Below are 14973 nucleotides of genomic sequence, written 5' to 3'. Positions count from 1 at the left end.
AAAAACTGTGAAAGCAAGGTATGTCAATGTTAATCAGGTAGTTAATGAGATTGATTAAATATTCTTATTTTACTAATATAATGATATAAAAAATAATTTAAAAATATTCGCATGGCGTTCTAAACGGATGATCAAAGCGATTTGGTGTACACAACTGAACATGTCAGTTAAATTAGACCATGGGCAACTTGAGAAAAATGAGCTACTATATATAGTATTGATTCAAACAGAACGTACTATCAATTGTATTCGATCAATGACTTTGAAAAGTGGGGAATTAAAATGCTGACAACGACAACTAACGATATATTAGACCAATTACGGTCACTGACTGTTACCAAGCGGGGTGGCGCTCAAACAAAGTTTCATCCGTATAAAATTGACTTTGTCTTACAACAGTTATTGGCAACTGAAGATGAAGTACGAGTTGTCAAGGAAGCGCTGGTTGCGCATTATCAACAGGCAACTGGTATTGATACGCGGGAATTGCGGACAACGTTGATGCAGATTTTGAATGCTCAGGGGCTAACGACAGCGGCTAAAGCTTATCAGGATTATTTTGATACTGAACAGCAACGTTTCGCAGCAGCAACGAATGTTCAAGGACGAATTAAAAAGTTATTTGAGCGCGATGCTAGCGTAGTGCATGAAAATGCAAATAAGGATAGTACCATTTTTAATACACAGCGGGACTTAGAGGCTGGGGCTGCCAGTCGGGCGATGGGGTTAAAGATGTTACCAGATGTCGTTGCTAAGGCGCACCTGCGTGGTGATATTCATTGGCACGACCTGGATTATTCGCCAGTAACTCCTGAGACCAACTGTTGTCTGATTGACTTTGACGGTATGTTCAAGAATGGTTATAAGATTGGCAATGCGGAAGTTGCTTCGCCACGGTCAATTCAAACAGCCACGGCACAAATGGCACAGATTATTGCCAATGTGGCTTCTTTACAGTATGGTGGCTGTTCTGCCAATCGGGTCGATCAATTACTAGCGCCTTACGCGGCAATCAATTATCAAAAACATATGGCTGATGCTGAAAAGTGGGTGGCAGCAGATCAACGCGAAGCTTACGCGCAGGCTAAAACCAAAAAAGATATTTATGATGCGATGCAAGCGTTAGAATATGAGATTAATACCTTGTATTCATCACAAGGCCAAACGCCTTTTACGACGGTCAACTTCGGTCTCGGGACTAGTTGGATTGAACGCGAAATTCAAAAGGCCATTCTCCAAATCCGAATCAAAGGGCTGGGTAAGGAGCATCGCACTGCTATTTTTCCTAAGTTGATTTTTACGATGAAGCGGGGCTTGAACTTGAGTCCTGATGATTCCAATTATGACATTAAGGAATTGGCAATTGAATGTTCAACGAAGCGGATGTATCCCGATCTTTTGATGTATGACAAAATCAAGGAACTAACAGGGAGTTTTAAAACCCCAATGGGCTGTCGATCCTTCCTACAAGGGTGGCGTGACGAAGACGGGGTTGAAGTAAATTCTGGTCGCATGAACCTCGGTGTCGTGACGGTCAACTTACCGCGGATTGCGTTGGCGGCACATGGCGATCAACAACTATTTTGGGAAATCTTTGAAGAACGCATGACTACTTGCCATGAAGCGTTAGCTTACCGAATTGAACGAACCAAGGAAGCCAAGCCAGAAAATGCGCCATTGTTGTACATGTACGGTGCTTTTGGTAAACGACTACCGGCGGGGGGCAACGTGGATGAGCTCTTTAAAAATCAACGGGCGACCATTTCACTAGGGTATATAGGTATTTACGAAGTCTGTGCGACCTTTTTCGGCCCTGATTGGGAACAAGACGAGCACGCCTTGGCGTTTGCTGAGACTGTGGTGAAAGCTTTGCGTGACAAATGTGCGCAGTGGGCAGCTGAGAGTGGCTATCACTATAGCCTATATTCGACGCCAGCCGAATCATTGACTGACACGTTCTGTCGTGATGACATTGCTAAGTTTGGCCGGATTGCAGATATTACTGACAAGGAATACTACACGAATAGTTTTCATTACGATGTTCGTAAGCATCCGACACCATTTGATAAATTGACGCTTGAAGAACGGTTCCCTCAATATGCATCGGGTGGTTTTATTCATTATTGTGAATATCCTAACCTGACACAGAACCCGAAAGCTTTAGAGGCTGTCTGGGATTGGGCTTATGATCATGTCGGTTATTTAGGAACAAATACGTCGATTGACCAGTGCTTTAAGTGTGGTTTTAAGGGTGAGTTCAAAGCGACTGCTCGCGGTTTTGTCTGCCCTGAATGTGGCAATCATGACCCTAAATATTGTGATGTTGTTAAACGGACGTGTGGTTATTTAGGAAATCCACAACAGCGGCCAATGGTTCACGGCCGCCACGTGGAAATCGCGTCCCGTGCTAAAAATATGTCTCCGGAGATGATTAAGAATGCCGCGCGTTACGAAAGAACCAAACAATCCGATGCCCAAAGAATGGTTGGCAAAGGACTTAAGTGAACAATACGTTGCTGATTATAAGGCATTTAACTTTGTTGATGGTGAGGGGGTCCGGTGTAGCCTGTACTTAAGTGGCTGCCCGTTTCATTGTCCCGGTTGTTACAATGTGGCTGCTCAAAATTTTCATTATGGACAGCCTTATTCGCAAGAGCTAGAAGACCAGATTATTGCGGATCTCAGTCAGGAATATGTGCAAGGGTTAACGTTGCTCGGCGGTGAACCCTTTCTGAATACCCAGGTAGGAATTCGAATCTGCGAACGGGTGCGTGCAGAATTTGGTCACACGAAAGATATTTGGTCATGGTCAGGTTACACGTGGGATGAGCTGCAGCAAGATTCTGAAGATAAACTTAAAATGTTATCGTTAATTGATATTTTAGTGGACGGACGGTTTTTACAAGATAAGATGGATCTTTCCTTACAATTTCGGGGGAGTTCTAATCAACGGATTATTGACGTTCCTAAGTCATTGGTAAATGGAAAAGTTATCATCTGGGATAAGTTGGTTAAATAAGATCGAATTTCAAAAAAAGACGTTGTGACGTAGTGAACATAAAGTGAACCCTTAAAATTGGACAACTTTATTAAGCTGCTTTCTGGACGGTAAGTTCCCGGTATTTTATCGGGGACTTGCCGTCCAGTTTTGTTTTGATGCGCCGATGATTGTAGAAGTCTATCCATTCGTTCATAGCTTCGATAAGCGCTGTTTTGGTCTCAAAATGTTCATCCATAACCTCGACTTTCATAATGTGAAAAAACGACTCCATGGCGGCGTTGTCGAGACAAGTGGCTTTACGCGACATACTCTGAAATACATGGTGCTCTTTAAGCGTGTTTTGCCAGTGGCGATGCTGATACTGAAACCCTTGGTCAGTATGGACAGTCGTCCGATAATCTAACACCGGTATTTGATTTAGGGCTTCTTTCAAAGGCTTTAAAGCGAATTCAACGGTCGGGTGGTCACTGATATTGAAAGCCAGAACCTCTCCATTGAAGAGGTCGAGGACTGGTTCTAAATAAACCCGTTCATTTTGGCTTTGGTTCCCATATCGAAATTCACTGACGTCGGTGACTAACTTCTGGTAAGGCCGATCTGTTTTGAATCGTCGCTTAAGTCGATTTGGGGCGATGACGCCAACAGTTCCCTTGTAAGAATTATACTTTCGTTTCTGCCGATTAAAGGCGCCACATAGCCAGTCTTGTTCCCGCATAATCCGTAAGACCCGCTTATGATTGATTTTAAAGCCATAAGCGTCATGTAAAGCACCGGTTATTCGTCGGTACCCGTATTTCCGAGTATATTTTGGATCTTGTTGACGAATCTCATCAATTGCCTGAATAATTTGTGAATCATCTAAGTTACGACCACGATGCTCCTTAGCATAATAATACGTGCTGCGAGGAATACGAACAGCCTTAAGAACTAGTTTGATGGAAACTTGAAAATTCTGCCTTAACTCGTCTACTAGTTCGATGAGTTCGTGTGTTTTGACTTCTTTCGTGCTAAGGCATCGAGTTTTTTTAAGAATTCATTTTCTATTTTTAACATTTGATTCTCTTGTTTTAGCTGCTTCAATTCTGCGGCTGGAGTCTGTGGTTTTTCAGGTTTGGGGTTGTTCTGCTTGTGTTTGGCCATGGTCTTAGGATTCCCTCGTTTGCACTCAAGTCCCGCTATTCCAGATTCCTGGAAGTGTTTTTCCCACTGCCAAATCGTACTTGGCGACGACAAGTCAAAGTGTAAGGCAGTCACTGGAAGCGAAGCTTGATTTCGTTTCCTCCAGTTTAATACATCGACTTTGAACTGACTAGAATATTCTTGGGACATTGACCGGTCTTTTAGACCTTCAATACCTCGCCGCTCAAATCGATGAACCCAACCCAGAATGATTGCATGATTGCTAATGCGATACTTCTTAGCTAGAGACGGTGAACCTTTACCAGATAAGTATTCAGTAACGACCTTTATTCGAAGTTCTAAATTAAATTTTGACATAGTAAAACCCCCAAGGTTAGATTTGGTGTCCAACCTTAGGGGTTCACTTTAACACAACGTCTTTTTTGTTGCGATTAATATAACGTTTACATATAATGAAAAATAATTTTTTTGATTAAAGTATGTAACTATGTCTCGATATTTTAGTTAAAAGCGGTTATACTTTACAGGAGTCGTTAATTTATATTGACATAAAGAAATCATTAAAAGCGAGGCTTTATGAATGTATCGTTTTTTTGTTCAACCCCAAGTTGATCATAGCCAAAAAGCTGTTTTTGGTTATGAATTATTACTACGTAAAGAGATGAATGGTCGCTGGGCCGTTCCTCAATCATTTACTGAATTGTCATTAGACAAACAGGCCGAGCTCTTAGAACAACTTGCTAGTCAGTTGCAGACTAAGGCAACTAATCAAGTCTTAGCGCTTAATTTAAATCGTCAACAAGCTGAAGATGACTTCATGTTAGGCACAATTATTTACTTGAAGAAGCGTTTGAATCCCGCTGCACTAACAATTGAGCTAACGGAGAGTCCATCACTAGCTGAGATTCAAAAATATAGTCTCTTTTTTCATCAGCATGACATCAAATTGAGTATTGATGATGTCGGCACGGGTTCGAATACGTTTCAGAACATTCAACACGCGCTACCATTTGTTGATCAAATCAAGTTTGCGATGCAGAACTTGCGGATGAGTGGGCAAGCAGATTGCATCCCACGGGAATTAGCTTTTTGGCGAGACGTTGCCCGCGCCTACCATTTAGAGTTTATTCTGGAAGGTGTCGAAGACCAGGGTGATCAAAAGATGGCAGAAAAGCAAGGTGTTGAATGGCATCAGGGCTATTATTATGGGAAGCCGCGGTTAGTCGACGATGGCCGTCAGTTAGTGAATGGCGGCTGCTAAGAAAGGATTCTTACGATGACATGGTCTAATTGGCGAATCTCGCCGTTCGTAACGAGCATTTTCTTCATACTAGGAGTGTTGACACTCTACTGGGTCCTCTTTAATTGGATTACGACTTGGTTTCACGCTCGACATATTAATATTGATGATGATACGGTCAATGCTTGGCATGGTGTGATTTACATGTTGGTCTTCGTATTTGTCATGCAACTGTCGGTCGTTGGCCAATCGGATAGTTGGGAGTTTGTCAACTTTCACTTGATTGCCGTGGTGTTTTGCTCGTTTTTCTTGAATATCCGAATGCCGTATTATTCATTATTACCAGTGGTCATAGTGTACATGATTTTTGATCGTTCCATCTTTTTTTGGGAGTCATGGAGTTATGCCGTGGTTTTCGTCCTCTTTTTCTGGAGTATGAACTATTTGCGGCTGTGGGTACCCAAGCATAAGCATCCCTGGCTATACTACTATGGTGCGGTAGCTTTTTATGGTGGCCTTTTATGGGGATTAATCAAAATCAAATATTCACTGGATTGGGATAATACCTTACAAGAGTACGGCTACCTGATGATTTTCGCTGGTCTACTGTATGCATACGTTAATATGCTGACGCAGGATAGTGAAATCAAGTTGCGGCTGGCACAGTTTGCTAGCCATGATGCGTTAACTGAAACGGAGAATTTTGCAGCTTATACGGAACATATTAAGTATTTGTTCGATGACAGTGCTAAGAATAACCTCAACCTTTCGATGATGATGTTTGATATCGATCACTTTAAGCAGGTCAATGATACGTATGGGCACCTAGCTGGCGACCGAGTCTTGCAGGAAGTTTCTGCAACGGTCAAGACTGTTTTGGAAGCGAATGATGAGAAGGTCAAGCTTTATCGGACAGGTGGGGAAGAATTTAACGTGTTATTTCCTGGATATGATTTGGCTAGTACGCAAGTAATTGTTCGGCAGATCTTTGAAGCGGTCAACCACCTTGTTATTAAATACGAAGATCAAGAAATTAGTGTTTCGATTTCCGTTGGTGTTTCCACGCTACATCAAGCTGATGGTAGTCCGGTTGATTTCTACAATCGAGTCGATCAAAACCTCTACTTTTCAAAACGGCATGGTCGCATGCGTGTAACCGTTGAATAACTGAGTCTTTAGTATTGAAAAAGATACAATAGTATTAACTAGATGAGCTAGCAGATTAAATTCTGATAGCTTATTTTTGTAACTAATTATAGCCGTGCTCGCCGGGGTTCAAGCGTAAGTTGGCTTTGTCCACCAAGCTGAATGTCCAATCCAAAATATTTGATAACTTACTATTGATACATTAAATAATCAATAATACCGCTAATTAGTAGCATCGTTCGTTAATTGAGTTTACAAATCAACGCAAACAAATGTAAACCTTGGTTAAAACCGTTAATTATGCTGGTATTCTAGTTTAGTTATGGTATGGTTTATGGTGTAAGAATAACGATCAACGACTTAAACTAATTGATTTACATAGGATAAAAGACAAGTTTTGTGCATTACGTTTGTTAAGGTTATTTAAATACGGATAGTTGGTAATTCAAATATTAAGGAAGTGAGAAGTGTGCCAGTAACAATTAGCTCATTAATTCCCGTCGTTGCACCGGTTAAACGTCAAATTATTAGTGTGACAACCCTTGCTAATACGGTTCACTTATACGGGTTATTAGGTTTTAAGAAGCAAATTTTACCGGCAACGGATCAAATCGTCGCCCCCTTTGCTGGGGTTATTACAGCAGTGGCGGCCAATCAACGGTTAATTGGATTTCGAGCGACCAATGGGCTAGTCGGTTGGTTACGAATTGGGCAACTAACTAGTGTTTTGGAATCGCCTACATTTAAGTTTAAAGTTAAAGCGGGTGACCAAGTCGTTGGTGGTCAGATGCTGGTCGAAGTCATGTCGATACTGGCGCAACGTCGGCAACTATCAAAAGCAGCAGTTACATTGACAATCAGACATGCAATTATTCGGCTTCGTGAACAGCTATTGGCGGCCAGTAATCAAGTCGATCCAATGGGGACGGTTATTGCAGGGATTACAACAAGTATGGCTGGTAATCATCGGGTGGCAGCGATTGGCCCTCCTCAACTAGATTAATTTCTTTGACAATAAGCAATCGACGTTTCTAGATACGGGGTGTGTCTAGGCGTCACGCTTCGACGCAGTCCATTTATTGGATAGTAGTGGCTGAGGTGTGCGTTGTAATAACGCAGTTAGGGGCAGTACTGATTTTAGATCAGTGCTGGTTCACAAGGTCGTCATACTGGTAGGTATGACGTCGCTGATGTTGTAAGGTATTAAGATAAGTAGTTTAGAGTAGCAGTAATTGGTCAGCGGCTAAGTTTTGGCAGACTTATAAGCACAACTGCTATTACGGGTAAAATTATACTGGGTAGTAACGCATATTTAGTAGTCATTGCAAAATACCCGGTAAATTAAAGTTATGACGGTCAAAGGTTAGGCCGATGTTACTGAAATAATTGTGGGGGTATAATTATTTCGGCAATGATTAATTGTCGCAAGGTCGGACTAATTGTTCGGTTTACGAACGAATCACTTGCTTTTACTTGGCAGTCCAGTTTATTATGACGGTAAATTGTGAAGGAGTGATTCGTAATGGATACAACGACGTTTAATCAAACTGAATTAGCCAAATATAATGGTCAAAATGGTCAACCCGCATACGTTGCGGTTGATGGTGTCGTTTATGATGTAACGGGGGTTGCAGCATGGGCTGGTGGTAAGCATCATGGTAATCTTGCTGGACAAGAATTAACCGCAGTTATTGATACTAAATCACCACACGGACGCAAAGTTCTAAAGGGGCTGAACATAGTTGGCCAGTACGTGGCTAATTAAAGTATTGAGGGCTGGTTAAATAAGGCCAGTTTTTTGTTAGAAGTCAGGCAATTATTAAGTAGTTACTTTAAAATTAATCGTCAGCGCATAATTGTTTAAAAGTAGATGTGGTTGATGAGTTGAGCATACTGGGCTGGCATTACTGAAAGTGAATTTCAGTGATGCCGGTTTTTTTGATGGTATCAATAGTGTTAGGGCAAATTATGGTATTAAGTTGCGTCTATTAAGATGAAAGTGTAAACACTGAAACAAATCATTTAGCATTAGTTGCATCCAGGCTTATCGGATCAATAGTAAAAACTTACTTTGCTGAATTGTCAGTCACCACAGTGATTGTCAATACAACTGTTATGAGGGCTTTATTGTTTATATAGCTATATAAAATAAATTATATAAACGGTTGAATGTTCTTTGTAAAAGCGTGAAAATAGAGTTGAATTAAAGGAAAGTTAATAAACTATGTTTAGGTGGGATTAACGATGGAACGTAAACGGACGCATTTTAAAATGTATAAAATTGGTCGGCGGTGGGCGTTTGCTTGTGCGGTAATTTTAACGTTAGGGACAACAACACTCGCGGCCAAGGCCGATGATGGGGCGGCTGAAGCAACAACCGACTCAACTTCAACGAGTTCAACGACAACTAAATCAGTTACAGCTAAAACGCAGACATTAAAGTCTTCAACAACTAAGCGGTCCTCACAGGCTAGTACGGATACGGCTAGCCAAAATCAGTCGGCTTTGGATGCTGATGATACGGGGAGTTCCACGGCGAGTTCAGTCGCTAATTCGACAGTGACGGCCGATGCTGACTCAAATTCAGCTAAGAATGCAAGTACTACGAGCCAGTCGAATGAGGCTAATTCGACCGTAACAACTAGCGAAAGTACAAAGTCAACTGCCACTACGAGTGATGATAATGGTTCCAAGACCACTGCCAATACGGTGACTGACACAGCTAGTGATCAATCAGCCACTACATCAGCAACTGTAGATGCTTCGACTGAGCAGAAAAACACCAATAAGGTGACAGCTCAAGCGACTACGGTTAGCACATCCGCCGCAGTAGCTAAAACAGCTGCGACTACGACTAATAAAGTAGCTAGCCCGCAAACGGCTGCGATGGCGCTGACACAAGCGGTAACGCAAACTAATGATGCCGTTGCCGATGGTGGTAACGTGACGGATGATTACCCTGATTTACATAATATGCTCGGTATTTCGTCTCAATTCCATATTTTTGCCCGTGAAGCGGAATTACATGCACATACTAACGGTAATGTCGCTGTTCAGAACTTGGTCGGCAATGTTAACTTTGGGACCAACATTATTGAAGAATTATTGGATAAAGATATTTCTTATATTCAAAATATTAGTAATATTGCCGGTAGTTCTTTTGTTTCAGCTGGTGAAACGCGGAGTAACAAAGTTATTTTTGGTGAGAATATCGATATCGATGTTTCGAATCCTAATCGGCCAATGGTCAACGGTGTCTATATTGATCATTTATTAGCATCAGAAGTTTATCAAGATAAAGCTGGTAATGTTTATATTGATTTCGATGAAGAATTCGCTAAGTTGGAAAAGTTGAGTACAAGTCTCAGCGAACAGCCAGCTGATGTAACTTATACTAGTGATAGTTTTGAAGATATGAATCAACGGGTCATTGATGTGACTGATATGCAGCCTGATGCGAATGGTCATATTGTAATCAATTTGTCAGCAGATGTCTTAAATACGAGTACACCTTTGACTATCAAAGGACTATCAGCGGATGCTGATGGTAATACGGTGATTATTAACGTTGATACAGCTGGAGCAGCAACTTACCAGGTTAATTCACAAATTAAAATCATCTATGATGATGGGACGGAACGTAACAATAAGGAAACTGAAGATTTTGGTGATAACCATTTACTTTGGAACTTTTACGATTCAACTGCGACTGACAGATTGGCTAGTGGTGTAATTAGCGTGGAGCGTCCGTTCCAAGGGAGTATTTTAGCCCCCGCGGCAGAAATTGATGCAAACCAAAATATAGATGGCAACTTAATTGCCAATAAAGTCAATGTGCGAGCAGAAACGCACCGTTGGGATTTGCAGGATAATGTCGATAACGAAAATGATCCAGAACCTGGTGACAACGGCAACGGCGAAGAACCCGGCGACAACGGCAACGGCGAAGAACCCGGTGACAACGGCAATGGCGAAGAACCCGGTGACAACGGCAATGGCGAAGAACCAGAGCCAGATTACGATAAGCCAGTACCACCAACGATCGATGTCGAAATGCCAGGTGATGGTGATGGCGACGACGAAGATGAACCGGAATATGAAAAGCCAGTTCACCCAAGCATTGATATTGAAATGCCAAGCGACGGTGACGACGAAGATGAACCGGAATATGAAAAGCCAGTTCACCCAAGCATTGATGTCGAAATGCCAAGTGATGGTGACGACGAAGATGAACCGGAATATGAAAAGCCGGTTCACCCAATCATTGATGTCGTCGAAATGCCAAGTGCCGGTGATGACGAAGATGAATCGGAATATGAAAAGCCAGTCCATCCAAGCATTGATATTGAAATGCCCGATTTTGATGACATTGAAGATGAAGCCGAAGCTGAAGAGGCCGAAGAAGAATTTGAAGATGCCATTGAAGATGAAATTGAAGCTGGTGTGACTCCGGATGAAGTTGTTGATCAAATTGAAGAAGAAGTCAAAAATGAAATTACAGCGGACTGGGTTACGGACGAAACAGTGACTGAATTAGAAACAGCGTTTGAAGAAGTTCAAAAGGAAGCAGTTGTCGGTAATCAGATTAAGGATGAGGCCAGTCTGCTTAACTTAATTGATCAAGCAATCGTACGAGCTAAGGCTCATCACAATACGGCATTAGTTGCACAACTACAAGCCTTACGGACTAAGGTTGCTGCGGCGTTGGCGGTTGCTCAAGGCCAGTCGCTACCACAGACTAGTGAAGGTGCTGATCAAATGATTAGCTTAGCAGGCATCGCATTAGCCAGCACTTTGGTATTAGGTGCAACGGCTGTCAGTCGACGGAAACGGCAGAATTAATAACTAGAATAATATTTGAAAAACTGTTGATTTGACGAGGATAACCTAGCAAATCGACAGTTTTTTTGCACTAAAAAAGTCACTAAACCAAATTGGTCTAGTGACGCTCAATTCTATCTACTCCATGACCGACCTAATTCCTTGACCCCAAATGCGCCACTAGGTAAACGTGGTATAAATACTAACCCCCATTAGTCTTTATAATAATCATTATAAAGACTTCAGCACATTAGTCAATATTTATTCGAATATATATCATGATTATGTTGAAACCTATTTACGGGTGAGTCTCATCAACTAAGTTCATCGGCCTAAAGTTAGGTAGGCATGGGCTAAAAAACTGAATGACACTAATGATCATCCAGTTAATTGGGGTTAGTAATGTTTAGTTACGAATTAATTCGTTGAAGTTGAATTTGTTAGGGATGAAGTGTGATTCAGTGTATTCGAATTGACGACCTTCATCATTGAACGCGATGCTAATCATGTTACCGATACAGTTATTGTCATCGAGTGCTAGTTGCGCTTGATCAAGTTCGGTTGCGGTTTCGACACGAAGCATTCTTTTAACAACCGCAATTTTGAGCCCGTTTTTTTTGAAATGTTGATAGATCGAGCGTTTAGCAATTGCCGCAGTCAGCGTAGGTGTACGTTGCGCATTGAAATAGTTGATGTCGAGAACGGCACGAATACCATCAACGATTCGGACGCGTTGGATGGCATATACTGGAATACCGACCTCAAAGGCAGTGTGCTCACTAAGGGCTTGATCCACAATTTGTTGGTGAAAAGCAACGACCTCGGTCTGATAATCAAGGTGTCGCTCTGCGTTGAGACTTTGTAGGCCGTTGAGATTATTTAAGGCCAGGTTGAATTGCTGCGTTTGTGGTGAATGTTCCAGTAGGACTACGCCGCGGCCCTTAACACTATAAACCAGACCTTCTTTTGCGAGCTTAGCAATGGCTTTACGAACCGCATAGCGGCTACTATCAAATTCTGCTATTAATGCGTCTTCAATGGGAAGACGCATTTTAACGCTATATTTACCTGCTAGAATACGTTCTCTTAAAATGTGATAGATTTCGTTGAATGTTTGACTACCCATTTGAATGCCTCCGACCATCATGTGATTAATTTAATTATAACAAATTATGACTGCTAAGAGCTAAAAGAACGAACAAATATTAATATTTGTTCGAATAAAAATTGACAAGCGCTCAGGCAACCTTCTATAATGAAAGCGAAATCAAATCGGCAATACGGGAGTAGGAGGAGACTATATGCAAGTTGAACAACGTACACTAAATACCGCGGGACAGCCGTTTCAGGTGACTGCCTATTGGTTAGATCAGATCAGTGACTTTGAGACGGCGGTTGATTATCCTGTCATGATTATCTGTCCGGGCGGCGGCTTTACTTATCATTCTGGTCGGGAAGAAGCGCCGATTGCCACCCGGATGATGGCTGCTGGGATGCATACGGTCATCTTAAATTATCAATTAGTTGCCGGAAATCAGCTGGTCTATCCAGGAGCGTTACAACAATTAGCCGCAACGATTGATTGGGTCACCACCCAAGCGTCCGCGCACCATGTTGATTGTCAACGAATTATTCTTGCAGGCTTTTCGGCTGGTGGACACGTAGTTGCAACTTATAATGGCGTTGCAACCCAACCTGTATTACGAGCACGTTATCGCTTAAATCATTATAAGGGCCAGCATGCTGCGGTTATCCTCGGTTATCCGGTGATTGATCTGACAGCTGGGTTTCCCACGACCGCCGCGGAACGGCAGCGAATTACAACCGATGACCATTTGTGGGCTGCGCAGCGGTTAGTGACGGCAGCTAGCAAGCCCGCATTTGTCTGGCAAACGGTGACGGATGAATTAGTACCACCCGTAAATTCGTTAATATATGTGCAGGCATTGCTACAGTGTCACGTTGCAACCGCGTATCATTTGTTTGGTAGTGGAATTCACGGTTTAGCGCTGGCCGACCATGTGACGCAAAAGCCTGGTAAAGCTAAGTACTTGAATGAACAAGCGGCAATCTGGCCGCAGCTCGCACTACGATGGTTACAAGAACAATCGTTATTAGCGGGTACTTTTTGACATAATCAATGGGGCAATCAGTGGACTGACAAGCGGTCCACTGATTGCCGCTTTTTGTCAACGATCCTGACACCGATTAATTATCTGCGGTATAATAATACGAATAAGCTTATTAATAGGGAGCGATTGAGATGGCAATGAATCAACACCTAGTCATTATTTCCTTAGATGCTCTAGGGTTCCGGGATTTACGGGAACACCAAGCAGAATTACCCGTACTGAATGGTTTAATGACCGGTGGTACTTGGGTCAAGTCAGTGACGGGTATCTACCCAACGCTGACTTACCCATCGCATACCACGATTATTACGGGGCAGTATCCAAGCGTACACGGGATTGTCAACAATACTAAGTTACAGCCGACTCGGCGATCACCAGATTGGTACTGGTACCAAAAGGATGTCCAAGTGCCGACATTATATGATTTGGCACGCAAACAAAAACTAACAACGGCGGCCTTTTTATGGCCAGTGACGGCTGGCAGCAAGATTACATATAACCTTGCCGAGATTTTTCCTAACCGCATTTGGACGAATCAAGTTTTGGTCTCATTGAAAGCGAGCTCGCCGTTGTTCTTACTAGAAATGAATCATAAATACGGTCACTTACGCAACGGCATTAAGCAGCCGCAATTAGATGAATTTATTACGGCTTGTGCGGTGGATACCTTGACCCATAAAAAGCCGAACTTAACGATGATTCACTTAGTTGATATGGATAGTATGCGTCATCGCTATGGTGTGCGGTCCAATGAGGCGATGGCGGCTTTACGTCGGTTAGACCGCCACGTGGGCCAGTTGATTGATGCGACTAAAGCCGCGGGGACGTTTGCAGATACCAACTTTGTCATTTTAGGTGATCATTATCAAATCAATGTTGATCATATGATTCACTTAAATACGTTATTTGCTCAACAGGGGTGGTTAACGCCGCGCCAAGATCAGACGTTTGAAGAGGACTGGTCTGTGATGGCGAAGACGGCGGATGGGTCCACGTATATTTATACTCGTCCAGGATTTGATCAGTTAGATGAACTAAAGACTTTGATCAGTCAAGTGGAAGGCGTTGAAGCCATTATTACCGGTGATGCAGCTGCTTTACGTGGTGCTGATCCAACTTGTGCGCTGATGGTTGAAGCGAAGGAAGGCTATTACTTTACTGATGAAAGTCGGCGGCCAGCAGTGGTTGAGCCTGTTCATCCAGCAACACTCGGTCAACCGGACCGCTATCATGGTGTCCATGGTTATGATCCGACTAAGCCTGACTACCAGACAACGCTGTTATTCAATGGGCCAGCGGTCAAAGCTGGTGGAACAATTGAAACTGCCAATTTAGTCGATGAAGCACCAACCTTTGCTCGACTACTCGGATTAAACTTCGATGAGCCCATGCCAGGACAATGCCTCGATGAGATTTTTAAGGCCTAGATAAAAAGAGAGAAAGGAAAAGCGGGCGGACTGAAGTATCACTCATCATATGGTTAGTGATTATTC

Annotated in this window: 12 protein-coding genes; 9 read left to right on the top strand and 3 right to left on the bottom strand. The window is 42.6% G+C overall.

Going from position 1 to position 14973, the window contains the following annotated elements; all coding sequences use genetic code 11:
• The first annotated feature begins 282 nt into the window (after nucleotides 1-282).
• Both nrdD and nrdG read left to right on the top strand, forming a co-directional pair.
• Nucleotides 283-2505, top strand: coding sequence for an anaerobic ribonucleoside-triphosphate reductase (nrdD, locus tag LP667_RS12670; protein WP_033609493.1), 2223 nt, complete (start codon nucleotides 283-285; stop codon nucleotides 2503-2505).
• Nucleotides 2438-3019, top strand: coding sequence for an anaerobic ribonucleoside-triphosphate reductase activating protein (gene nrdG / locus LP667_RS12665; RefSeq protein ID WP_033609494.1), 582 nt, complete (start codon nucleotides 2438-2440; stop codon nucleotides 3017-3019). Before nrdD ends, nrdG begins: the two co-directional genes overlap by 68 nt.
• A gap of 70 nt (nucleotides 3020-3089) precedes the next feature.
• On the opposite strand, the gene LP667_RS17110 is transcribed toward nrdG, so the two are convergent.
• Nucleotides 3090-3980: an IS3 family transposase gene (locus LP667_RS17110; protein ID WP_056988819.1), complete on the bottom strand. Its 891-nt coding sequence runs from the start codon at nucleotides 3978-3980 to the stop codon at nucleotides 3090-3092.
• Nucleotides 3971-4498 (bottom strand): helix-turn-helix domain-containing protein, encoded by a 528-nt coding sequence (locus LP667_RS17105; protein ID WP_054519414.1) that lies wholly within the window; start codon nucleotides 4496-4498, stop codon nucleotides 3971-3973. The genes LP667_RS17110 and LP667_RS17105 overlap by 10 nt, the downstream gene beginning before the upstream one ends.
• A gap of 223 nt (nucleotides 4499-4721) precedes the next feature.
• Between LP667_RS17105 and LP667_RS12655 the strand changes: the two genes are divergently transcribed.
• The 5 genes from LP667_RS12655 to LP667_RS12635 all read left to right on the top strand — a co-directional run bounded on the left by LP667_RS12655 (nucleotide 4722) and on the right by LP667_RS12635 (nucleotide 11369).
• Complete coding sequence (locus LP667_RS12655; protein WP_056988578.1) at nucleotides 4722-5402, top strand: EAL domain-containing protein; 681 nt, start codon at nucleotides 4722-4724, stop codon at nucleotides 5400-5402.
• 15 nt (nucleotides 5403-5417) lie between these two features.
• Nucleotides 5418-6548: a GGDEF domain-containing protein gene (locus LP667_RS12650; protein WP_033609495.1), complete on the top strand. Its 1131-nt coding sequence runs from the start codon at nucleotides 5418-5420 to the stop codon at nucleotides 6546-6548.
• 448 nt (nucleotides 6549-6996) lie between these two features.
• Nucleotides 6997-7530 carry a PTS glucose transporter subunit IIA gene (locus LP667_RS12645; protein ID WP_021731804.1) on the top strand — a complete coding sequence of 178 codons (534 nt, stop codon included), beginning with the start codon at nucleotides 6997-6999 and terminating at the stop codon, nucleotides 7528-7530.
• A gap of 519 nt (nucleotides 7531-8049) precedes the next feature.
• Complete coding sequence (locus LP667_RS12640) at nucleotides 8050-8292, top strand: cytochrome b5 domain-containing protein (RefSeq protein WP_021731805.1); 243 nt, start codon at nucleotides 8050-8052, stop codon at nucleotides 8290-8292.
• A gap of 479 nt (nucleotides 8293-8771) precedes the next feature.
• On the top strand, nucleotides 8772-11369 hold the full coding sequence (locus LP667_RS12635) for a collagen-binding domain-containing protein (protein ID WP_021731806.1): 2598 nt from the start codon (nucleotides 8772-8774) through the stop codon (nucleotides 11367-11369).
• Between the two features lie 385 nt (nucleotides 11370-11754).
• On the opposite strand, the gene LP667_RS12630 is transcribed toward LP667_RS12635, so the two are convergent.
• Nucleotides 11755-12474: a UTRA domain-containing protein gene (locus tag LP667_RS12630; RefSeq protein ID WP_021731807.1), complete on the bottom strand. Its 720-nt coding sequence runs from the start codon at nucleotides 12472-12474 to the stop codon at nucleotides 11755-11757.
• A 175-nt stretch (nucleotides 12475-12649) separates the two neighbouring features.
• Between LP667_RS12630 and LP667_RS12625 the strand changes: the two genes are divergently transcribed.
• The gene (locus LP667_RS12625; RefSeq protein ID WP_021731808.1) at nucleotides 12650-13480 is read left to right on the top strand and encodes an alpha/beta hydrolase; all 831 of its coding nucleotides are present in this window, start codon (nucleotides 12650-12652) and stop codon (nucleotides 13478-13480) included.
• Between the two features lie 131 nt (nucleotides 13481-13611).
• A complete protein-coding gene (locus LP667_RS12620) occupies nucleotides 13612-14907 on the top strand; it encodes an alkaline phosphatase family protein (RefSeq protein WP_056988580.1) in 1296 nt (431 codons plus the stop codon).
• Nucleotides 14908-14973 lie beyond the last annotated feature (66 nt).

Source organism: Lactiplantibacillus paraplantarum, assembly GCF_003641145.1.
GTDB lineage: Bacteria > Bacillota > Bacilli > Lactobacillales > Lactobacillaceae > Lactiplantibacillus > Lactiplantibacillus paraplantarum.
The sequence above is the reverse complement of the archived record's forward strand: the minus strand, read 5'-3'. Positions and strand labels throughout refer to the sequence as shown.